At 37.1% G+C, this 21,883-nt stretch carries 19 protein-coding genes; 6 read left to right on the top strand and 13 right to left on the bottom strand.

Annotated features, from left to right (window positions below; genetic code table 11):
• Positions 1–13: 13 nt before the first annotated feature.
• From BFL47_RS17540 to BFL47_RS17520, 5 genes are all read right to left on the bottom strand, one after another.
• Positions 14–3,358 carry a TonB-dependent receptor gene (locus tag BFL47_RS17540; protein ID WP_170827349.1) on the bottom strand — a complete coding sequence of 1,115 codons (3,345 nt, stop codon included), beginning with the start codon at positions 3,356–3,358 and terminating at the stop codon, positions 14–16.
• 179 nt (positions 3,359–3,537) lie between these two features.
• Complete coding sequence (locus BFL47_RS17535; RefSeq protein ID WP_069661099.1) at positions 3,538–4,629, bottom strand: FecR family protein; 1,092 nt, start codon at positions 4,627–4,629, stop codon at positions 3,538–3,540.
• 59 nt (positions 4,630–4,688) lie between these two features.
• Positions 4,689–5,297: an RNA polymerase sigma-70 factor gene (locus BFL47_RS17530; protein ID WP_211480981.1), complete on the bottom strand. Its 609-nt coding sequence runs from the start codon at positions 5,295–5,297 to the stop codon at positions 4,689–4,691.
• A 319-nt stretch (positions 5,298–5,616) separates the two neighbouring features.
• Positions 5,617–6,453, bottom strand: a complete 837-nt coding sequence (kduI, locus tag BFL47_RS17525; RefSeq protein WP_083257256.1) for a 5-dehydro-4-deoxy-D-glucuronate isomerase — start codon at positions 6,451–6,453, stop codon at positions 5,617–5,619.
• A gap of 27 nt (positions 6,454–6,480) precedes the next feature.
• Positions 6,481–7,251, bottom strand: coding sequence for an SDR family NAD(P)-dependent oxidoreductase (locus BFL47_RS17520; protein ID WP_069661097.1), 771 nt, complete (start codon positions 7,249–7,251; stop codon positions 6,481–6,483).
• Positions 7,252–7,498: 247 nt separating this feature from the next.
• On the opposite strand from BFL47_RS17520, the gene BFL47_RS17515 reads away from it, so the two are divergent.
• The gene (locus BFL47_RS17515; RefSeq protein ID WP_069661096.1) at positions 7,499–8,287 is read left to right on the top strand and encodes a gluconate 5-dehydrogenase; all 789 of its coding nucleotides are present in this window, start codon (positions 7,499–7,501) and stop codon (positions 8,285–8,287) included.
• Between the two features lie 130 nt (positions 8,288–8,417).
• Here the strand turns inward: BFL47_RS17515 and BFL47_RS17510 are convergent, their stop codons facing one another.
• Positions 8,418–9,365: a pectinesterase family protein gene (locus BFL47_RS17510; protein WP_069661112.1), complete on the bottom strand. Its 948-nt coding sequence runs from the start codon at positions 9,363–9,365 to the stop codon at positions 8,418–8,420.
• Between the two features lie 7 nt (positions 9,366–9,372).
• Positions 9,373–10,131, bottom strand: a complete 759-nt coding sequence (locus tag BFL47_RS17505; protein WP_069661095.1) for a rhamnogalacturonan acetylesterase — start codon at positions 10,129–10,131, stop codon at positions 9,373–9,375.
• A 356-nt stretch (positions 10,132–10,487) separates the two neighbouring features.
• On the opposite strand from BFL47_RS17505, the gene BFL47_RS17500 reads away from it, so the two are divergent.
• Both BFL47_RS17500 and BFL47_RS19855 read left to right on the top strand, forming a co-directional pair.
• A complete protein-coding gene (locus tag BFL47_RS17500; protein WP_069661094.1) occupies positions 10,488–11,513 on the top strand; it encodes a LacI family DNA-binding transcriptional regulator in 1,026 nt (341 codons plus the stop codon).
• Positions 11,514–11,616: 103 nt separating this feature from the next.
• Positions 11,617–11,790, top strand: coding sequence for a hypothetical protein (locus BFL47_RS19855; protein ID WP_170827348.1), 174 nt, complete (start codon positions 11,617–11,619; stop codon positions 11,788–11,790).
• Here the strand turns inward: BFL47_RS19855 and BFL47_RS17495 are convergent.
• Positions 11,787–13,211: an MBL fold metallo-hydrolase RNA specificity domain-containing protein gene (locus BFL47_RS17495; RefSeq protein WP_069661093.1), complete on the bottom strand. Its 1,425-nt coding sequence runs from the start codon at positions 13,209–13,211 to the stop codon at positions 11,787–11,789. The two genes, BFL47_RS19855 and BFL47_RS17495, sit on opposite strands and share 4 nt — an antisense overlap.
• A 125-nt stretch (positions 13,212–13,336) precedes the next feature.
• Between BFL47_RS17495 and BFL47_RS17490 the strand changes: the two genes are divergently transcribed.
• Together BFL47_RS17490 and BFL47_RS17485 are read left to right on the top strand one after the other, a co-directional pair.
• Complete coding sequence (locus BFL47_RS17490) at positions 13,337–13,714, top strand: BlaI/MecI/CopY family transcriptional regulator (RefSeq protein WP_069661092.1); 378 nt, start codon at positions 13,337–13,339, stop codon at positions 13,712–13,714.
• Positions 13,711–15,510, top strand: coding sequence for a TonB family protein (locus tag BFL47_RS17485; RefSeq protein ID WP_069661091.1), 1,800 nt, complete (start codon positions 13,711–13,713; stop codon positions 15,508–15,510). Before BFL47_RS17490 ends, BFL47_RS17485 begins: the two co-directional genes overlap by 4 nt.
• 86 nt (positions 15,511–15,596) lie before the next feature.
• Here BFL47_RS17485 and BFL47_RS17480 read toward each other — a convergent pair whose 3' ends face one another.
• The 4 genes from BFL47_RS17480 to pdeM form a co-directional block, all read right to left on the bottom strand.
• Complete coding sequence (locus BFL47_RS17480; RefSeq protein ID WP_170827347.1) at positions 15,597–16,367, bottom strand: succinate dehydrogenase/fumarate reductase iron-sulfur subunit; 771 nt, start codon at positions 16,365–16,367, stop codon at positions 15,597–15,599.
• 24 nt (positions 16,368–16,391) lie between these two features.
• The gene (locus BFL47_RS17475) at positions 16,392–18,326 is read right to left on the bottom strand and encodes a fumarate reductase/succinate dehydrogenase flavoprotein subunit (RefSeq protein WP_069661090.1); all 1,935 of its coding nucleotides are present in this window, start codon (positions 18,324–18,326) and stop codon (positions 16,392–16,394) included.
• Between the two features lie 38 nt (positions 18,327–18,364).
• Positions 18,365–19,150 (bottom strand): succinate dehydrogenase cytochrome b subunit, encoded by a 786-nt coding sequence (locus BFL47_RS17470; RefSeq protein ID WP_069661089.1) that lies wholly within the window; start codon positions 19,148–19,150, stop codon positions 18,365–18,367.
• A 110-nt stretch (positions 19,151–19,260) separates the two neighbouring features.
• Complete coding sequence (gene pdeM, locus BFL47_RS17465; RefSeq protein WP_069661088.1) at positions 19,261–19,920, bottom strand: ligase-associated DNA damage response endonuclease PdeM; 660 nt, start codon at positions 19,918–19,920, stop codon at positions 19,261–19,263.
• Between the two features lie 277 nt (positions 19,921–20,197).
• Between pdeM and BFL47_RS17460 the strand changes: the two genes are divergently transcribed.
• Positions 20,198–20,674, top strand: a complete 477-nt coding sequence (locus BFL47_RS17460) for a transposase (RefSeq protein WP_170827346.1) — start codon at positions 20,198–20,200, stop codon at positions 20,672–20,674.
• 167 nt (positions 20,675–20,841) lie between these two features.
• Here BFL47_RS17460 and BFL47_RS17455 read toward each other — a convergent pair whose 3' ends face one another.
• Positions 20,842–21,615, bottom strand: a complete 774-nt coding sequence (locus tag BFL47_RS17455) for an alpha/beta fold hydrolase (protein ID WP_069661086.1) — start codon at positions 21,613–21,615, stop codon at positions 20,842–20,844.
• Positions 21,616–21,883: the final 268 nt, after the last annotated feature.

The following is a 21,883-nucleotide window of genomic DNA, read 5'->3' as shown; positions in this document are numbered from 1 at the left end:
AACTCTTTTATCATTAGAATTTAAGGTTTACACCGAACTGATAAGTCACATTACTTGGACCGTTACCGTTTTCTAAATTGGTGGTAGCATACTCTGGATCCCAACCTTCATAATCAGTGAATGTGAAAGGATTTAACACATTGGCGTAGATTCGTACCTGGCTTAACCCAGCTTTAGTGATAAATCGCTTAGGCAATGTGTAGCCTAAAACAATGTTCCTCACTTTTATAAAGGATGCATCTGTGTATTTACCATTGTTACCATAATAAGGACCAGGGTTTAGTACTGCTGGATATTTGGAATTTTCATTTCCAACTGCGGTACTCCACGTAGCAGATGGGCCACCAGCAGCATTAGTTCCGAAGTTATTCCAGTCGTAGCGGTCAGCTCCAACAGGAACAAAATAATCATAATTGATCTTTGCACGCCCTCTTTGAATACTAAAAGCACCAAATTCATCTAGAAATCTATCATTTACAAAAACACCTTGACGGGTAAAAATATTGAATGAAAAATCCCAATTCTTAACTACTAAATTAGAAGAGAAATTTCCAGTCCAGCTAGGATCTGGTGTTCCTAGGATCTGCCTGTCATCATTTGATGTAATAGCACCATCTTCATTAACATCATACGCAATTGCCTGTCCTGGCTGTTGCCCCCATTTTAAAGCCTCAGCTACCTGATCTGACTTCCAGATACCTGTTATTCTATAATCATAAATTACATTGATAGGTTGTCCGATAAAACGAAACTCTCCTCTTACATCTTCTTTTTTACCATACAAGGTCTCAATGGCATTCTTATTACTCGCAAAATTAAAAGATGTAGTCCATTGAATATTTTTAGAACTCACATTTAATGTAGAAAGGGAGAGTTCAATACCCTTGTTGCTGACTGAACCGATATTATCTTTAATAAATTGTACACCTGATTCTACACTGAGCGAACGATCCATTAATAAGCCGTCGGATAATTTATTGTAATAATCTACTGTACCTGAAATACGTTGATTAAAGAATCCAAAATCTAAGCCCCAGTTGAGCTCTCTTGTTTTCTCCCAGGTAATAGTTGGGATAACAGGAATACCAGGTGCAAATCCGGTAACAAGCGTACCATTATAATCATACAACACCTGGACACCTGTCTGAGGAGCTAACTGAGATGCATATGGTTTAATTCCCGAATTACTCCCAGAGTAGCCAAAACTAAAACGAGCCTTAAGATCTGAGAGGAAATCGGCTTTTAAAAAAGGCTCTTCTGAAGCTCGCCATGCGACGGCTAAGGAAGGAAATGAAGCCCATTTTTCAGCAAGTTTAGAACTACCATCATATCTAATAGTACCTGTAAGCAAATACTTGCTTTTATAATCATAATTTACCCTTGCCGCATAAGATAAGAGAGATGTTCCTTCAAATCCAGCTCCGGAATTAACCGCCTGTAATGTTCCACTAAAAATATTATACCAATCAGAGTTATAGGGAAGACTTTGTGTACCTGCCGCAATAGATTCCAAGCGAGTACGATAGAAACTGTTTATAAGAGTGGCATTAATGGTATGATCTTTTTTGAATGTTTTACGATAAGTAATCTGATTATCCCAGGTGTAATCAAAAAACTCTTGATTATTCTGATAAGCCTCATTCTGTGTTCGGTTTCCAGCTACAACGCCATAATAGCGACCTGCGCGGTTCCTTGTAAATCTAGGCATAATGGAGGTTCTTAATTCCAACCCTTCAATCGGTCTAAATTCGACAAAAGCATTACCCAATATATCAAAACGTCTAACCTCCTGATTTCCGCTTTCAATTTCCAGTAATGGATTCGGGGAACTTGTAAAATTCCCTACGCCTTGGATATTAGCAGCGATACCAGGTTGAGCAAAAAGCACACCAGCATCATCATAAGCTTTTAATATCACTGGCATTCGCATGATATCACGGTAACCCATCTCACTCCCCTGGCTACTTACTGAATGTGCTAAATTGACATTACCTCCTAAACTGAATTTTTTTGAAATCTTATTTGCTACACTTAACTTCAGACTATAACGATCTAAGGCCTCATTAATAAAGTTGCCTTCTTCATTTTGATAACCCATTCCCAAATTATAGGAAAGATCCTTTGCGCTACCAGCTACGTTTACATAGTGGTTTTGCTGCTTTCCATTTTGAGTAGCTATAGACAACCAGTCTTGTTCTTCCTGATCAAAAAGCCTTTGCTCTAACAGTGGGCTCTGTTGCAAAATAGCAATCTTGTTCTGGTTAGAAAGCTCATACTTTTGATTAGTTGGGCTGTAAACATAAAATGCTGAAGTTCGGAAGTCCACCCAATTTCTGCCACTCATAAAATCTGGAATACGAGTCAGTGCACGAACGCCATAATATCCGTCGTACGATACAACTGTTCTTGCACTGGATGCCAGGTTTGCATTTTTCGTTTGGACCAGAACTACCCCATTCGATCCCCTTGATCCATAAATAGCTGTTGAAGATGCATCCTTTAAGATATCAATCTTTTGGATATCCGCAGGGTTCAAAAAGTCTATATTGTCAATAACAACCCCATCTACAACATACAAAGGTTTGCTACCTTCAGCATTAATACTATTCTGACCACGGATCTGAATAGTAAAACTTCCACCTGGCCTTACAGAACTCGAACTAATGTCTACTCCCGCAACAGCACCCTGCAATGCGCCTAGTACAGATGTTGTTCCTTTTCCAACAAGTGTTTCCGAAGATACCGATCCAACTGCTCCAGTTAAATCTCTTTTTCTTACTGCACCATAACCTACTACAACTACTTCATCCAGCTGGTTATTTGATTCGTTTAATACCAATTTAAGTGCTGTTTCGCCTCTAAGTTTATATTCCAAAGTTTCATAACCTAAATAAGAAACTAAAAGAACTGCGTCGGCAGGAGCAGTAATTTTGAAACTACCGTCCGCTCCACTGGAAACACCTCTACTCGTTCCTTTGATTTTAATGGAAACTCCGATCAGAGCTTCACCCTTAGCATCAGCGACCTTACCATTTATTAGAATGTCCGCTGACTTAGAATTTGCCTCTTTGATAAGAATAAGCTGATTATCGAGAACCTGATAAGAGAGATCTGTATTTTTTAGAATCTCCTTCATTGCTAAATCAATTCCAGCATCAGCAAGATTTACGGTAATCTTGTTTCTAATACCTTCCAGGCGTTCATTGTAAAGAAAACGATAGTTCGTTTGCCCTTCAATAATACTGATTGCCTCAGCAACTTCATATCCCTTAATCTTAAGATTGATCTTATTCTGAGAAAAGCCTTCTGCGGATGCTGAAATGGTAAAAATCATTAACAGCACGACGGTTAGTTTCATAATTAAAACAATTTTTAGCAGAGACGATTTTTTAAAAATCGTAGAAATACATTTCATACATTTGAATAGGTTAAATAAAACAAACCAACTTCCTACAGTTGGGCTACACTTTTAATCAATTAGAACGGGGAATGCGCTAACATTCTCCGTTTTTAATAACCTTCTATCCTGGATAGAGATTATTGAGATGACTTAACATATATTTCACTTCCATTAATTATATAAGAAAAATGCGCTACTTTCTGCAATGCATTAAAGGCTTCCTCGACGGTTTCTTTTTCAAAAGAACCATTAAACTTTAGGTTTTTAAGCTTCTCGTCTTCAAATTCAATTTTGACGTTGTACCAACGTTCCAGCTTTTTAGAAAGCTCTATAAAGTTCTCCCCTCTGAACTCGATTCGATTATAAATCCATGCAGTTTCAATGTACTCCTTAGCTTGTAATTTTGCATCCAAGTCAACCATTTTATACTCAACCTTAGTGCGAGATGGCATATAATTTAATTTTAATGGAATTATTATTTTTTGATTAGGTCGTAAAGTGATAACGGATTCAGGATTATTGGTATCTTTCATCAGCTCAATTTTACCCCTTATCAAGGTAGCTTCGATGTTTACATCATCCGTATAAGACTTGACATTAAAGGCTGTTCCCAACACTTTGATTTTGTATTCTCCAGCATGAACAATAAATGGCTTTTTTGATTTCACAACATCGAAATAGGCCTCGCCTTCTAACCGAACTTCTCTTGATGGTCCAGAAAAGCTTAAATCATAAAAAAGTTTGGAGCCGCCATTTAACCATACACTGGTTCCGTCTGATAAAAGAATTTTAGTACGGCTACCATTTTTCGCTATTACGACATTTTCTTTTGCTTTTTGTTGATTGTATGTTTTGGAGGGAACCGTATAAATAAAAAAAGCACCTAATACTAAAGAAGCAGCAGCATATATATACAGTAAATTTCGAGTGAAAAGAGATCTTATCGATCTTTTATCATGTGTTTCAGGATCGATGTGTTCCGAAGGAGCACTACTTCTTTCCTGTTCTGCCCTCTTTAGTATATGATTAATTTGTGCTGATTCAACTCCGGCATGAGAATCATTTATAGCACTACTTGGATGCCCCAACAAAACAGCTAACCTTTCAAATTGATCATGCAGATCAGGATGGACTTCCAGATAACGTAATAATTCGTTACGATCATCCTCTGAGGCTTCGTTACTTAGTTTACGAGCCATCAATATCCATACATGATCGTCATTATTCATTTGAATGTGTTATACTTTTTACATAAGACCGCATTTAATGAAATATCTACTAAAGAATTTTAAAAAAATTTTTGAGGCAATAAAGATTCAGGCCTTTTGTCTTTTTCTACTTGCAGTTCCGAACATAAGCGTTTTACTGCAATAGCCATCTGAGAGTCAATCGTATTAACAGAAATACTTAATATTTGTGCCACTTCTTTATATCGCAATCCATCTTCGCGAACAAGCTTAAATATTATTTTACACCGCTCAGGTAAACGTTCAATTGCGATACTTAAAGCCTGCATTACTTCAGCGGAAACCATTAGATCATGTGGATTATGGTTGTGATTATAGGATTGATAATAACTATCGTTTAATGACTCTGTAATTAGGCTTTTGGCTTCTTTAGACAAGGCATTTAAAGACTTATTCTTAGTAGCACAGTACAGATAGACCGTTATATTTTTCACATCTGCCAGATGTTCCCGGTTACACCAAAGCTTAATAAATACATCTTCAACAACCTCTTCAGCGAGTTCCTTTGATTTAACAAAATTAGTAGAAAAGCCGATTAGCTTTTTGTAAAAGAAATTGTAGATTTTGGCGAATGAGTTCACATTACCTTTGGAAACTTCCAATTGAAGATTCAGTAAAAAGTTACAATTAACTGTATTTTCCACTTTCATTAAATTAATATTAGGTTTATTATTCTCAACAAAAGAGAAGATTACTTATAATCTTAAAGCGGTTAGAGCCTTCCAGATTAATACAATTGGCAGTTATTTATTAAATTATTAAAAATGTTTTTTTATACAGGGGTTAAATATGCACTTGACATACTTTTAAACATTCTTTTATTATAACAATATTAAACAGTTCTTTTAGAACAAGCATCAAATGATAAATTTAAATCTATGCAATCGATGCCGGCATCGATTGCATAGATTTATTGGAAATAAAAAAGCTTCCCCCCTGAATCACAAGGGAGAAGCTTTTTTAGGATTATTATCTTATATCCTTAATCGCTACAGCATCCATATCTGAGTATACCAGATTTTCTCCAGCCATTGCCCATATAAATCCATAGTTTGAAGTACCACCACCTGAATGGATTGACCAAGGAGGTGAAATGATTGCCTGATGATTTTGAATAACCACATGACGAGTCTCCTGGGGTTGTCCCATGAAATGAAATACAACCTGATCGGCAGGAACATCAAAGTAGAAATATGATTCCATTCTGCGGTCATGAACATGACATGGCATCGTGTTCCAAACACAACCTGTGCTTAGAACAGTTAATCCCATTACTAACTGACAGCTTTTGGCACCTTCAAGGTGGATATATTTATAAATAGTTCGCTCGTTAGCAGTGTCTTTACTTCCAATAGTTGTAGGAGTAGCATTTTCCTTTTTAATCAATTGATGTGGATATTCTTTGTGGGCTGGCACAGAATAAAGGAAAAACTTTGCAGGATCAGTAGCCACATTGCTTGAAAAAACAACGGATACAGAACCCTTTCCAACATAAACGGCATCCAGTTTATTCACTTCATATACGGTGCCATCAATGTTAACAGTACCAGGTCCACCTACATTTATGATACCCAGTTCACGTCTTTGCAAAAAGAAATCAGAACGAAGGTTTTCATAACCAGGAAGCTCCAATGGCTGATCTACCGGTACGACACTTCCAGTGATTGCACGATCATAATGAGAATAGGTAAAATTGAACTGACCTAACTGCATCAGGTCTTCTAATAAAAAACTTGCACGGAGTTCTGCAGTGCCAAGAGTGGCTACTTCTTTAGGACTTTGTGCATAACGTTGATTCATTATCATAATCTAATTTATTAATTAAAGTATTTATTAACGTCCCATCCAGCCACCATCAACTGTCAGGATTGTACCACTTACATAATCAGAGGCTTTAGAAGCCAGAAAAACGATGGGCCCCTTAAAGTCATCAGTTTCTCCCCAACGGCCAGCGGGAATACGGCCTAAAATTGATTTACTCCGCTCTTCATCATTTCTTAATGCTTCGGTATTATCCGTGGAGACATATCCAGGAGCTATACCATTTACATTTACACCCTTTGAAGTCCACTCATTTGCCAAAGCCTTAACCAAACTTCCGATAGCTCCTTTACTTGCTGCATACCCGGGAACATGTATTCCTCCCTGGAAGGTAAGCAGAGAAGCGGTAAAGATTATTTTACCGGAACCGTTTTCAATCATTCTTGCACCTATTTCCCGGCTGATAACAAACTGACTATTCAGATTGATCTCAATAACCTTATCCCAGAACTCATCAGAATGCTCTGCTGCAGGCTGTCTTAATATCGTTCCTGCATTGTTTACCAAAATGTCAATAGTCAGATTTTCTGATAGTACTTTTTGCAAAAACTCTTCTACTGACTTTCTATTACTTAAGTCGCACTGATATGCTGTAAATTTCCGTCCGATTGCATGGATGTCTCTTTCCGTTTCGCTACCGCTCAGTGCAATGGAGGAAGAAACGCCAATTATATCTGCTCCTGCTTCTGCGAGAGCTTCGGCCATTGCCTTTCCTATACCACGATTACAACCGGTTACCAAGGCCACTTTCCCCGATAAGTCAAATAAAGAATTGTTGCCCATTACTTTTATAGATAAAATGTGATGCAAAATTACATTTTATACACAAAAGAAAGACCCCGCTTAAAGTATATTTAAAATTTAGTGCAGAAGGGACAAATTAAAGCATTTTGATTGTTTTATTCCTCTTTAACACCGATAAAAGCCTACAAGGTGATACAGATCATTTTTTACCTGTAATATATTTACAATCTTGCATAAGTTTCCAAACACCTATTGATTTGGAACTCAAACTATAAAATATAATAAAATGTCTCTTTCTCTATTTGATCTGACAGGTAAAAGAGCACTCGTTACTGGTGCTACTCACGGTTTAGGAATGTCAATGGCAGTAGGCTTAGCCAATGCCGGTGCACAAATCATTATCAATGATATATCTCAAGAAAAACTTGATAACGCCATCAAAGAATACGCGATTTTAGGTATTACTATTAAAGGATATCTTTTTGATGTAACTGATGAAGCTGCTGTAATTGCTAATGTGGCTAAAATTGAATCAGAGGTAGGTCCTATTGATATTTTGATTAATAACGCAGGTATAATCAAACGCGTTGCTGTAATCGACATGGAAGTGTCTGAATGGGAACAAGTATTAAAAATTGATCTTACAGGTCCTTTTATTATGGCTAAACACGTTGGTCGTAATATGATCGAACGTCGTGCAGGTAAAATCATCAACATGTGCTCGATGATGAGTGAAGTTGGAAGAAATACCGTTAGTGCTTATGCAGCTGCAAAAGGCGGTTTGAAAATGCTGACAAAAAATCTTGCAACCGAATGGGCTGGTTTTAACATTCAGGTTAATGGTATCGGCCCCGGATATTTTGCTACATCACAGACTGCTCCTATTCGCGTAGATGGTCATCCATTTAACGATTTCATTATAAGTCGTACACCAGCTGCCCGTTGGGGAGAAACAGATGACTTACAAGGTGCTGCAATCTTTTTATCCTCTAAAGCTTCTGATTTCGTAAATGGACATATTCTTTATGTTGACGGTGGAATCCTTGCTTCTTTAGGAAAAGCTTCAAACGAATAATTATTATCGGGCATCTAGCTCTTATCATAATGAAAGGCTGCCTAACCAGGCAGCCCTTTTTTGTATTTAACATTTTTGAGCAACATCCCGGAAGAAAAGATCCGATCAAAGTTTATTTGATCTTTCAATCTTATTCCGGAATCCAGCCCCTAAAGATTTTTTCTATTTGGTATTCTTTTACTGCCTCATCGGTCAGCTGATGTGACCATGAAGCTCGCTGAGTTGGTTTATACCCTGCACCTGTATTTTTGTACTCCGCATAATAGGTGGTTTGTTCATTAGAAACCTTACCCCAATTATTCCATCCTTCGGGTTTAATGACTTTACCTAAATCACACTTGATAAAAACCACTTTAGCATAAGGCCTCCAGGGTCTTCCAAGATAAAACGATCCATCCGGAGCATCCCCAGTTATCTTGCAGTTTATAAACACATAACCATACTTCGTGGTGTCATGTGTGGATGCAGCTGTTACATACCCGTTCTTTTTACAAAAGATCTCACAGTTGTTAAACACAGCAGTAGAAGATCCGAATATAAAATCTACCGTTCCTTCAATATAGCAATTCGTGTAATATTGCCTGCTGTAGTAACCATAGGTATAGAGGGTATCCTGAAAACCAAGGAAGCGGCAATTCTTAAAATAAACCTTATCACCGGATACAGATATGGCCACTGCCTGTCCAACCGGTCCCGAAGAGTTTTGAAAAGTAATATTTTCAGCACGAATGTTCTCTCCATAAAAATAACAGCTTGCTGATCCTGAAGTACCAATATTCTCCCCGAAACGATTTTTCTTTCCACTATAATCATCATAAGTGAAGATGGTTTTCTCCACACTTTCGCCAACCAGCTTAATATTGGTTTTAGAAGCAGCCAAAACCAGCTTTTCCCTATAAACTCCATTTTTAATAAAGATCACTGTTGTATTCTTACGAAAATCGGGCACTGCATAAATAGCTTCCTGAACCGTTTTAAAATTTCCACTGCCATCTTGAGCTACTACAAAATCTCTTTGCTGAGCGGAGCTACTTGCTAAATTTAAAATAACACCGATTAAAATGAGTATTCTTTTCATTGCTGATTTATTTACCGGAATTAACAACATAAGCAACCAAACCAAGCTGTAAAGTTCTTATTTCAGCCAGAACTATTTCAGCCATCTTACGTGCTCCTAACTCATTAAAATGCGTATCATCTTCTTTCCCATCCGGGTAATTAGGATGCTCACCAACCGCTAAATGATTATATAATAATTTAGAGTTCTCAGGACCAAAGCTTATTAAAAGCGCCTGACTTTTTTTATCCATATCAATTAGTGGCGTATTACTTTGCAGGGCAACATCCCTAACAATTTGTGAATACACTGCATGTGTATCTTCAAGTTTACCGGAAGCATCAAATTTCCTGCGTGCAATGGAGGTAAGCAATACCGGATTTCCCTTCTTTTCCCTCGTTTCCTTAACAAATCGTAATAAATTGATTTTAAATTCCTGTTCCGTAGTGGCATTCTTTTTAGTCTGAACTTCATCGTTATGCCCAAATTGAATAAAAACATAATCTCCTTCTTTCAAACTATCCATTACAGATGACCAACGCTTTTCTGCCAGGAAAGACTTGGTACTACGGCCATTTTGCGCCCTGTTATCCACTTGCACCTCCGGTTTAAAAAAGCTGGCAAATGGTGTACCCCATCCTGTTTCGGGATAAGCCTTCTTCGCCTTATCCGCCATTGTTGAATCACCAATCATATAAACCTTAATCTGCCTTTCCTGAGGCAAAGTGAACGACATAAGAATAATGGAGCATAACAACCATTTTCGATTTAAAACTTGCTTAGTCATATTGTTTTTAATTTAGTACAGAAGTATCCGGTATTCTTATTTAAGGCACTGACAGTCAGCGCAAATTAGTTTAATTACCTCCAACAATCAACCCAGATTTCAATTGTATTCCTTTCCTTACAATATTAAAGTTATACCTGAAAAATGGCAAATATTACCTCTAATATTCACGCAATCGTTCCCGACAACAATTAAAATATCTTCTAGCAGACAAAGAACACAAATCTTTCGTCTCCAATACTCAACCTATCCAGATCTTTTCATGGATTTTTTAATCGAATTTTACCACATTCTACACAAAAAAAATATTATAAGTATCTTTAGCTCTTATAAATATCAGTCCTAATAAGAAAGCAATGAGATTTAACACAGTTACTATTAAAGATATAGCAAAAGCGTTGGGTCTTTCTACGTCAACAATCTCCAGAGCTTTACGTGGGGGTTATGAAATAAGTGAAGAAACAAAGAAAATTGTAACTGCATACGCAGAAAAGATCAATTACCATCCTAATCCTATCGCGCTAAGTTTAAAAGAAAGGCGGAGTTATTCCATTGGTATTGTGGTATGTGAAATTGCAAATAACTTTTACTCACAAGCAATTGACGGAATGGAATCTGTAGCCTATACGGCCGGATACAATGTAACCATAACACAAAGCCATGAACGTTTCGACAGAGAGGTATTGAATGTGGAACATCTTGCATCCCGCTCAGTAGACGGTTTATTAATATCTTTATCTTCAGAAAGTTCTGATGTTTCCTACCTGAAAAACCTGCATAACCAAGGGCTCCCTATTGTGCTATTCGATCGTGTAACCGATGAGATTGACACCCATAAAGTAATTGCAGACAATTTTAAAGGTGCTTTTGATGCGACAGAATATCTAATTCAGCTTGGACATAAAAAGATTTCGCACTTTACAAGTTCCGCTCATTTATCTGTAACCGGAGAAAGACTTGAGGGTTATAAAGCTGCATTAAAAAAATATGACATCCCTTTTAATACCGATTATATCAAATATTGTGAACTTGGTGGTAGTAATCAGGAAGAGATTGATAAAGCTACAAAAGAAATACTAGCTCTTAAGGAGTGCCCTGATGCTATATTCTTTGCTCAGGACAAACTTAGTGCCGGTTGCTTACATGCCATAAAAAAAATAGCACCTGATTACTTTTCAGGAATAAAGATTGCAGGATTTACTAATTCTACTGTAGTCGACTTATTTAATCCCCCAATTACAGCTATAAGACAACCTGCCTTTGAGATGGGACAGGCTGCAATGGAATTGCTTATTCAGCTTATTGAAAGCAAAAAACCAGTCACAGAATTTGAAACCAGAGTATTGCACACCGAGTTAATCATTAATAATCCAAATCAATGATGTTCTGATTTGACCTGTTCATCTAGTCTAAATGGCTATTAGTCTAAATAATTTTCAATTAAAGAAATTATATTGTTGATTTGATTAAGAAATTAAAAAAGCAATGAACAAATCATATCATTCAGTTTCGCCATTTATTATGTTGCTAATTCCAGCTTTGCTTGCAATTATACTTTCTGTAAGTAATTCAGGCAAAGACAAGAATCCTGAAAAATACACAGTCTCCAGTTACTTTAGTGTACCTGTACTAAAAGGAGTGATCCAGTCTTTATATTAATTCTGAATCACCTCTTTAAATGCTAAGCTTTCAACCTGATGTTGAGCGGGTATTATAACACTACTAAACCCAACTTCAAGTAGCTTAGCTCGGAAACTTTCTTGCACCTTGTTTTCCCCATGAACCAAATAAATCTGCTTTACTTCTTTAGGATCCTGACAAGACAAAAACTGAAGCAAGTCAGCGCAATCACCATGTGCACTCATTGATCTGATCACTTTTACTTCAGCTCTAACATCATAATCATCACCAAAAATCTGAACGATCTTTTTACCGGACATTAACTGTCCTCCTAAAGATTTTGGTTCACAATACCCAACCAGTAATATCGTATTCTTATTATTTTGAATGTTGTTCCGCATATGATGTTTAACCCTTCCTGCCTCTGCCATTCCAGAAGAGGAAATAATAACACAAGGTCTTGGGTCATCATTTAAGCGCTTAGATTCTTCCACATTCTGGATAAACTTTAATCCTTTAAACTGAAATATATCTTCATCGCGTTTCAAGACCTCTTGAACTTTATTGTTGTACACCTCAATATGTTCTTTCAACACCTCTGTAGCTTTTAAAGACAGTGGACTATCGACATAAAAGGGAACATCGGGCAATGTTCCATTCAGTTCAAGTGCATTTAATGCATACAGTAATTCCTGAGTACGCCCTACACTAAACGCCGGAATAATTAATTTCCCCCTCTTAACCAAACAGGTTTGCGTGACAATTTCTAGCAATTGCCCTTCAATAGGCTCTAAATCTTTATGATAGGAATCTCCATAGGTAGACTCCAGTATAATATAGTCGGCCTGAGGAAAAGGTTGCGGACTTTTAAGTAACATATCATCATAGCTTCCCAGGTCTCCGCTAAATGTAATCTGAGTAAACCTAGCGTCTTCCAATATACTAAGGTTTACTGCCGCACTCCCTAGTATATGCCCTGCATCTGTAAAGCAAAATTTCACTCTGCAGTCAATCTCATAATCTTCATTATACTCTACTATCTTAAAAAGCCGCATAGCTTTCATAACATCCTCTTCGGTATACAAAGGCTCCACAGGAGAACGACCAGCTCTAGCCTCTTTTTTATTGATATAATCAGTATCATTTTTCTGAATCCCTGCAGAATCATTTAAAAGAATTCTCGCCAGATCCATAGTTGCAGCAGTAGAAAATATGGTTCCTTTAAAACCTTGCGCAACCAAACGCGGTATCAATCCACAATGATCAATATGTGCATGCGATAAAATAAGATAATTTACTTCTTCGGGATTGAAACCGAAATGCTCGTTCAATTCATCTGTTTCATCTCCCCTTCCTTGAAACATTCCACAATCAAGCAAAAGCTGAGTTCCATTATTAAGTTTTATAAGGTGTTTGCTGCCTGTTACCGTTCCTGCAGCTCCATGAAATGTTATCGTCATATTCTTTATAGTAGATGTAAATTTTAAACAGGAAAATAAAATTTAAGTTTTTTCTTTCATTGAACTAATAATTTAGTTGTATAACTAAAAACTTAGTTATACTTTTATATAAACAATGTGAGCATATGGAAATCAAGGAACTAACTAAAGCGGAAGAGCAGATTATGCAGGTCTTATGGGAAATAGAACAGGGCTTCGTTAAAGATATAATAGAGATATTACCTGATCCAAAACCTGCCTATAATACGGTATCTACCATCATCCGAATCCTGGAAACTAAGGGTTTTGCAGATCATCTGGCACTTGGAAATAGCCATCAGTATTTTCCAGTTATTACACGTGAACAATACCGCAGTTTTGCCACCGACAAATTACTCCACAATTACTTTGGCAACTCGGTAGAAAAAATATTTTCTTTCTTTGTAAAAAAAGAAAAAATTGATCTGCAAGAGGCTGATGAAATCCTAAAACTAATTGGAAACTTTAAAAAGAATAAGTCATGAACTGGGCAATATATCTTATACAGGTCAATATATACCTAATTTTATTTTATGGTTTTTATACTCTACTACTGCGTAGTGAGACCTTTTTTATTCTGAACCGAATCTATTTAGTTTCAACCGCTATACTATCCCTTTGTATCCCTATTATCCAGAGCCAATGGGTATACGCTTTATTTTTTCATCAACAGGATACAGTATCGGTTACCTTGGAATCCATATACCTAACAGGTGTTACAGTAACTCAATCGAAAAATCTGACAGATTGGTTGCTTATAATTTACCTATCAGGTGCATTAATATCCACGGGTAAGTTTGCTCATCATTTATATCTAATTATAAAAAGTCAAGGTAATAGTCCACAATCAGCCTGGTCATTCTTTAGCAAGATCAGGATCTCGGATGAACTGGATGAGAAGGAATCCATCAGGAAACACGAGATGGTACATGCAAACCAGTTACATTCTGCTGATGTGATACTCTTTGAAATTCTGGCCATCATTAACTGGTTTAATCCAATAAGTTATCTCTATATCAAATCTATTAAATATATACACGAGTTCATTGCAGACGAGAATACAGCAGATATAATGGGAAAACATGATTATTCCGTATTACTGGTCAGCAATGCCTTCGGAGTCAAACCACTTCATTTAACCAATAGTTTTTTTAACCAATCATTACTAAAAAAGAGAATTATCATGTTACAAAAAAACAAGTCAAAACGTACCGCCTTGCTGAAGTACGGATTATCAGCACCTTTATTTGCCTGTATGGTAGTTATGGCATCCGCAAGCTCTCAGTCTGATAAGCTAACCAAACAAATCAAGAACACGGTAGACAATGTAAATGCAGAGCTAGCGAATAATACTGCAGGCCCTTCAGGATCTGTCAGTAACCTTTTAGCCACTCTGATTAACGCCAAACCAATAGCAACACCTAGAAATACGCTGCTACGTAGCACTGACAGTGTATTTTCCGTCACCACCATAGATAAACTACCGGAATTTCAGGGAGGAATGTATGCCTTCTTTGCTTATGTTGGGAAAAATTATAAATATCCAGTTGAAGCCAGAAAAAAAGGAATAACAGGAAAATTGATACTTTCTTTTATTATAGAAACAGATGGAACACTGACTGATATTAAAATATTACAGGATATTGGATATGGGACTGGAGAAGAGGCGTTAAAATTGCTTCAGAATTGTCCCAAATGGCAACCTGGAATAAAAGACAAAAAGCCGGTACGCGTTCTATTTACACTACCCATCATGCTCAACCTCGAAGGAGACAAAACCGGGTCCATAAATTCGAATTCACAGATTGACTCGAATCAGCCGCTTTACCTATTAGACGGAAAGGAAATCAAACAAAGTGATATAGCAGCAATCGATGCAAATACCATCAAATCCATACACGTGGCTAAGGGCAACCAAACTGCTCAATATGGTGAAAAAGGAAAATACGGAGTCATTAAACTACAGTTGAAGACGCCGGAAGAGTTAGCGCAGACACCCTCTGATAGTTCTCCTGTCAAAGAATTAAAATCAAACATAAATGAATTATCCCCAACAGTAGTGGTGGGTTATAATGCAAGCACCACAAAAGAGATCAGTAATAGCATTCCTAATTTCAAGGGACTTATAATTGTTGATGGAAAAGAAACCTCTTCCTCTGATTTAAAAAACATCAAACAAGAGACTATACAGTCTATGTCTGTTCTAAATGATGATCAGGCTTCTAAAATGTACGGAGCAAAAGGGAAAAATGGGGCGATTATTGTCACGAGCAAAAAGTAATAAAAACTATTAAAATCACAAGAGCCCAGTGCTTTCGCAACTGGGCTCTTGTCACAATATCTCCTTGCCTCGCAAAACAAAAATAATTAATTTATCTCTTCTTCTTTAAAAAACTTAGCGTTATAAAAATCGCGACGCATTCTATTGATGTTTGTTAACGAAATTTCTTTAGGACATTCAATCTCACAAGCACCAGTATTAGTACAGTTCCCGAACCCTTCCTTGTCCATTTGTGCTACCATTGCCTGAGCTCTGCGGTATCTTTCAGGTTGTCCCTGTGGCAATAATGCCAACTGAGAAATCTTAGCCGATACAAACAAAGACGCAGAAGCATTTTTACATGCCGCAACACAAGCTCCACAAGAAATACATGTCGCCGAGTTAAATGCTTCATCTGAAACAACCTTAGAAATAGGTATTTCATTAGCATCCGGAACTCCTCCTGTATTTACTGAAATAAATCCACCAGCTTGTTGAATTCGATCAAAAGCAGAACGGTCTACCGCTAAATCCTTAATTACGGGAAATGCAGTTGCTCTCCAAGGTTCAATGGTAATAATCTCCCCATCGTGAAAGCTACGCATATGCAACTGACAAGTTGTTATAGCCTGTTTAGGGCCGTGTGGGCGACCATTTATATATAACGAACATGCGCCACAAATTCCTTCGCGACAATCATGATCAAAATGAATAGGATCCTGTGTCCCCTTAACCAAGCGCTCATTCACGACGTCAAGCATTTCAAGAAAAGACATCTCAGGTGATATATCAGCAGCTTTATATGTAACAAATTGACCCTTGTCTGCAGCGTTCTTCTGTCTCCATACCTTCAGGGTTAAATTCATGTTTCCACTCATGGCTTATTTAGATTTCTTATATAACTATTTATAACTACGTTGAGTAAGTTTGACATTTTCAAATATCAACTCTTCTTTATGCAATTCTGAAGGAGTATTCTCCCCTTTGAATTCCCAAGCTGCAACGTATGCAAAATTCTCATCATCACGTTTCGCTTCACCTTCTTCAGTTTGGCTCTCTTCTCTGAAGTGGCCACCGCAAGATTCTTTACGATTCAGTGCATCATCCACCATCAATTCGCCCAATTCAATAAAGTCAGCCACACGTCCTGCTTTTTCAAGCGACATATTCATCTCTTCATTTTCACCCATCACAATTGCATTTTTCCAGAAATCAACTTTTAATGCCTGAATCAATCCCTTTGCTTTCAATAAACCGGCTTCATTACGGGCCATACCACAGTATTCCCACATAATCAATCCAAGGTCGCGATGATACTCGTCAAGGGTCTTCGTTCCCTTCATAGCCAGGAACTTATTGATCTGGTCCATGATATCCTTCTTTGTTTGAGCAAAAGCCGGATGACTGGTATCAACTGGTTTCGGGCCGATACCTGCAAGATAATCACCTAAAGTATAGGGGATCACAAAATAACCATCCGCAAGTCCCTGCATTAAAGCAGAAGCTCCAAGACGATTCGCACCGTGATCAGAAAAATTACATTCTCCCAGTGCATATAAACCTGGTACTGAAGTCATCAGATTATAATCAACCCAAAGTCCACCCATCGTATAATGTACCGCAGGATAAATCCGCATTGGCATTTCATAAGGATTCTCATCTGTAATCTGATAATACATATCAAATAAGTTTCCATATTTAGCTTGAACAGCATCCTTTCCAAGACGATGAATCGCATCTGCAAAATCCAGGTAAACAGCCTTTCCAGTTGTTCCTACTCCTTTACCTCCATCACAAACTTCCTTAGCATTACGGGAAGCCACATCACGGGGAACAAGATTTCCAAATGAAGGATATTTACGTTCCAGGAAATAATCACGATCATCTTCCTTTAAATCACCAGGCTTTACCTGTCCTTTACGAACCTGTTCAGCCAACTCTTTCGTTTTAGGAACCCAAACACGTCCGTCATTACGAAGAGATTCAGACATTAAAGTCAATTTTGACTGATAGTCACCCGTTACAGGAATACAAGTAGGATGGATTTGCGTATAACAAGGATTAGCAAAAAAAGCACCCTTTTTATGTGCTCTCCAGATTGCTGTAGCATTACATCCCATGGCATTGGTAGACAAATAGAACACGTTACCGTATCCACCAGTACACAATAGCACAGCATGACCAGCAAAAGATTCAATCTCACCAGAGATCAGATCACGGGTAACAATACCCTGAGCCTTACCATCAACCATAACCAAATCAAGCATTTCATGACGGTTGTACATCTCTACTTTACCTAAATTAATCTGGCGGTTTAAGGCAGAATAAGCACCTAATAACAACTGTTGTCCAGTTTGACCTCTTGCATAAAAAGTACGGGAAACCTGAGCACCACCAAAGGAACGGTTATCAAGTAAGCCACCATATTCACGAGCAAAAGGAACACCCTGTGCTACACATTGGTCAATGATATTAACAGATTCCTCTGCCAACCGATGTACGTTTGATTCTCTGGAGCGATAATCGCCTCCCTTTATTGTATCATAAAACAAACGATAAACACTATCGCCGTCATTTTGATAATTTTTTGCTGCATTAATACCACCTTGTGCAGCAATAGAGTGAGCACGACGGGGACTATCCTGATAACAAAACGATTTTACATTATAACCAAGCTCTGCAAGTGATGCAGCTGCAGAAGCACCAGCCAAACCAGTTCCAACTACAATTACTGTAAACTTCCTTTTGTTAGAAGGATTTACAAGCTTCAGATCGAATTTATATTTATTCCACTTTTCCGCTAATGGGCCTTGTGGTGTTTTTGAATCTAATACCATGTCAGAATTATATTTTATCCCTATAAGGGAGGATTCATCTATTGTGCGAAATACATATATATGGGCATTGCAGCAAATATTGCAGGTATGATAATACTAAATACCCAAAGCCCCGCAAAATCAATAATTGGCTTATACTTTACGTGATCAAACCCAAGCGTCTGGAACCCACTTTGAAAACCATGATACAAATGGAAACCTAAAACAATCATGGAGAATACATATAATATAACATACCATACATTGCTAAATGCATCTTTTACAACAAAATAAAGATCTTTTGCGACAACCACTTCTGTTTTATTCTGTACATTGACATATTCAGCATGCACCAATTCTTTCCCTTCAAATGGCAACTGTGTAACAGTTACTACATTTGGGTTCTCCAGGCTCATTTCATATTGCACATAAGGTAAACCTCCCCAATGATACTCTGCCCAAAATGTTTTCATATGAATAACAAGAAATAACAGAATAACTGTTCCCAGGATACCCATATTTCTAGAGCTCCAGGTACTGTTTGCCGCTCCGTTATACTGAGCATATTGAATAGTTCTTGCTTTTTTATTCCGTGCTGTAATAATTAAAGCGTAAACCGCATGCAAAATGATGGAGATATACAATATATACGAAACGATTTTGATTGGCAGAAAATGAGTCATAAAATAAGAATACTCATTAAATGCTTTACCTCCATCATCTTTAAACAACTGAAGATTTCCAATAAGATGGATGACGAGAAACAAGCTAAGAAACAAACCAGTTAATCCCATTATTAATTTTCTTCCCAGTGTTGAGGAGAAAGCTTTACTTAAACTACCCATTTTCCTTTCTTAAATTATATATAGAAGTACAAAAGTATCCAATAACATGACAATAATATAACCCATCTGGTCAAAAACACACTACATTACTCAATTTAGAAACAATCTAATCACAACTTAAGCACTTTATTGTTCAAAATGCCAAAGACATGCTCGGCTTTAGTAACTTCAATACAATAATTACCTGTAAACTTTCCAAAAGCAGGAATTACTGCCTGGACTGAATTGAAGTAAAAGCAGGATAAGGTAAGAGACTGCTTTCCTTTTCCTTTAAGTTTAACTGCAGGATGAATGTGGCCACTGATGCAATACAATTCAGAACCCTCATTTTCAGTTAGAGGTTCATGTATAAATTTAAACGGAAAGAAAATATACTCCTTCATAACAATAAATCCTGCATCACTATAATGATGATGATTCAAAACATCATGATTCCCTTTCACTAAAACCATTTGAATGTTTGGGAATAAGCCGGTCCAAAGCATTAACCAGTTCCAGTCATCATTATATTCGCTATGAAACAGATCACCCAAAAAAATGATTCGCTTTGGATTGTATTTCGCAATTAGGTCAGATAATACGGCTAATTCTTCTTGTTCTAAATCTTTGGGAATAGCAATACCGGCATTACGAAAATGACCAACTTTTCCAATATGCAGGTCAGACACAATAAGCGTTTGCTGTTCTTCCCAAAATATGCCCTTCTCAGATAGTAATACCAAATGTTGTTTAAGTAATTCCCACTTCAAACCTTTATCTTCCACTATCATCCCCAAGCTTTATATTGTAAAATTATGAAAACAGTCTGCAAAATACAAGCTAACATAGGCAAAAGATGAAGTACAACTTAAACTATTTTACTCCCATTTTTAGATGCACTGGGTTATAATTCAATTATGAGCCTAGTTCAGAATATTTATCTAAGTATGATGATTTGAAAAACACCCGATCTCATAAAAATATATTTCATATATAATCAACGGAGAATATTTATCAAACAACAAGTAATTGAAGGTGTTAACATTATGCCTCAATAGGATAAAGCCTGTGGTCGCGACATGCACAAAGACAAGATCGTCGGTTTATTTTCGGGAAAGATGGCAGCAATCAGGAGTTCAGGGAATTCGGGACTTATACCGATATGAGCCGTTTCCCAACAGCGATCATTTTACAGCCAGGTGCGGTATTGCGCCAGGAAACAATGGAAGTGCAGGTAAAAGAAAAAACACTTTAATTAAAAAAGGCAATAGTTATTTAAGAGTTGCCATTGTTGGCGCTGCTTGGGTCACTGTTCGCATGAAGGATTCTTATTGGCACGCTTTATTTGATAAGTCAAGTAAGCGCATGAAGGCGCAAAAGGCGATTGTAGCTGTTGCAAGAAGATTGCTCAAAGTGGTATATAATACATTAGAAACACTAACTATTTACAAAGAAAAGGGAATTGCCCATTTTGTTTATTTGCAGGCTAAAGCAGCATTGTATCATAACACAAAGCTATCGTGCTCTCAAACTACTATTGATTAAAACACTAAAAGGACGGAAAAGGTAATAAAACAAAGAGTCTGAAACCTAAGCTACCAAAACTGTAGATAGCACCCAGGTTTGTTCCAAAAGAACGCAGAGGAAACTTGTTATTATTTTTAATTATGGCATTTAAATCTGAACTTTTAAAGATCAATATTGCCTGTTCGTTATTGTTTACAAAGAAAGGTCTCAACGGTATTCATATAGGCATTCGGTTCCTCGAACATAGGTGCATGTCCAGAATATTGCATTTCCACAAATGTTGCATATTTTATTAGTGAAGCAACTTCCTTTCCGTCACCAGGAGGGTTCAAACCATCATACTTTCCGCTGATAACCAACGTCTTTACTTTAATCTTAGAGAGCTGCTTTCTAAAATCGAAAGCACCAATAGCCTTATTGGCAGCATTAAATTGTTCAGGGCTCAGGTTTGTTTCAAATATCTCCAAATGGTTTTTCATCAGTTCGGGGTCATACACCATAAATTTTAATAGTTTTACTATGGTTTCATGCATATTCAAACCCTTAATTTCTTCTTCATTTTCTTTAAACAACCGCTGTATCGAAGAAGTAAGTCCATTGGACTTTGTAACAGTCAATATCAACTTATCAATACGATTCGGAGCTGTGATAGCAACCAGTTGAGCAATATAACTGCCCATGGATACGCCAAGCAAATGCGCTTTTTCGAAGCCAAAATAATCCATGATTCCAATAATATCCTGCACATGATCTCCCATAGTGAATTCTATTGGTTTATCTGATTTCCCGTGACCACGACAATCCAATGCTACCGTTTTGAAGTTTTTCGATAGTGGTTCAATTACATTTCTTAAATGTGCATGGTGATCTCCGCCGACTCCATGTATTAAAATAATAGGAAACCCAGTTCCTTTGACTTCGACATACAGCTGAATACCATTAATTTTTATAAGTCCCATATAAATTGTTTAAACGCACCTTTCTAATGCAAAGGTATACTTCTGAAAAGATAACAAAAATTAAACTACTTTAATTTTTGTTATTGTACCTCAAGTTATAATGCCTTATTTTTAATAACACAACGCAGTTGAAAATCAAAATAATGGAGTATTAGCCTGTTTATTTGTAGAGGAACCTTCTAAATAAAGCTTGGCAAAACGATCATTTTAATGGAGAACTATCTGCTCGCAAATTCATATAGACGCAAAAAAGCCCGGTAGTACTGAA

Source organism: Arcticibacter eurypsychrophilus (genome assembly GCF_001730525.1).
Taxonomy (GTDB): domain Bacteria; phylum Bacteroidota; class Bacteroidia; order Sphingobacteriales; family Sphingobacteriaceae; genus Arcticibacter; species Arcticibacter eurypsychrophilus.
This window is presented reverse-complemented; position numbering and strand designations above follow the sequence as displayed.

Bases quoted from the DNA above. Each gene is read 5' to 3' on its own strand.
- BFL47_RS17540 (WP_170827349.1), bottom strand. From the start codon at position 3,358: ATGAAACTAACCGTCGTGCTGTTAATGATTTTTACCATTTCAGCATCC.
- BFL47_RS17535 (WP_069661099.1), bottom strand. From the start codon at position 4,629: ATGAATAATGACGATCATGTATGGATATTGATGGCTCGTAAACTAAGT.
- BFL47_RS17530 (WP_211480981.1), bottom strand. From the start codon at position 5,297: ATGAAAGTGGAAAATACAGTTAATTGTAACTTTTTACTGAATCTTCAA.
- kduI (WP_083257256.1), bottom strand. From the start codon at position 6,453: ATGATAATGAATCAACGTTATGCACAAAGTCCTAAAGAAGTAGCCACT.
- BFL47_RS17520 (WP_069661097.1), bottom strand. From the start codon at position 7,251: ATGGGCAACAATTCTTTATTTGACTTATCGGGGAAAGTGGCCTTGGTA.
- BFL47_RS17515 (WP_069661096.1), top strand. From the start codon at position 7,499: ATGTCTCTTTCTCTATTTGATCTGACAGGTAAAAGAGCACTCGTTACT.
- BFL47_RS17510 (WP_069661112.1), bottom strand. From the start codon at position 9,365: ATGAAAAGAATACTCATTTTAATCGGTGTTATTTTAAATTTAGCAAGT.
- BFL47_RS17505 (WP_069661095.1), bottom strand. From the start codon at position 10,131: ATGACTAAGCAAGTTTTAAATCGAAAATGGTTGTTATGCTCCATTATT.
- BFL47_RS17500 (WP_069661094.1), top strand. From the start codon at position 10,488: ATGAGATTTAACACAGTTACTATTAAAGATATAGCAAAAGCGTTGGGT.
- BFL47_RS19855 (WP_170827348.1), top strand. From the start codon at position 11,617: ATGAACAAATCATATCATTCAGTTTCGCCATTTATTATGTTGCTAATT.
- BFL47_RS17495 (WP_069661093.1), bottom strand. From the start codon at position 13,211: ATGACGATAACATTTCATGGAGCTGCAGGAACGGTAACAGGCAGCAAA.
- BFL47_RS17490 (WP_069661092.1), top strand. From the start codon at position 13,337: ATGGAAATCAAGGAACTAACTAAAGCGGAAGAGCAGATTATGCAGGTC.
- BFL47_RS17485 (WP_069661091.1), top strand. From the start codon at position 13,711: ATGAACTGGGCAATATATCTTATACAGGTCAATATATACCTAATTTTA.
- BFL47_RS17480 (WP_170827347.1), bottom strand. From the start codon at position 16,367: ATGAGTGGAAACATGAATTTAACCCTGAAGGTATGGAGACAGAAGAAC.
- BFL47_RS17475 (WP_069661090.1), bottom strand. From the start codon at position 18,326: ATGGTATTAGATTCAAAAACACCACAAGGCCCATTAGCGGAAAAGTGG.
- BFL47_RS17470 (WP_069661089.1), bottom strand. From the start codon at position 19,150: ATGGGTAGTTTAAGTAAAGCTTTCTCCTCAACACTGGGAAGAAAATTA.
- pdeM (WP_069661088.1), bottom strand. From the start codon at position 19,920: ATGATAGTGGAAGATAAAGGTTTGAAGTGGGAATTACTTAAACAACAT.
- BFL47_RS17455 (WP_069661086.1), bottom strand. From the start codon at position 21,615: ATGGGACTTATAAAAATTAATGGTATTCAGCTGTATGTCGAAGTCAAA.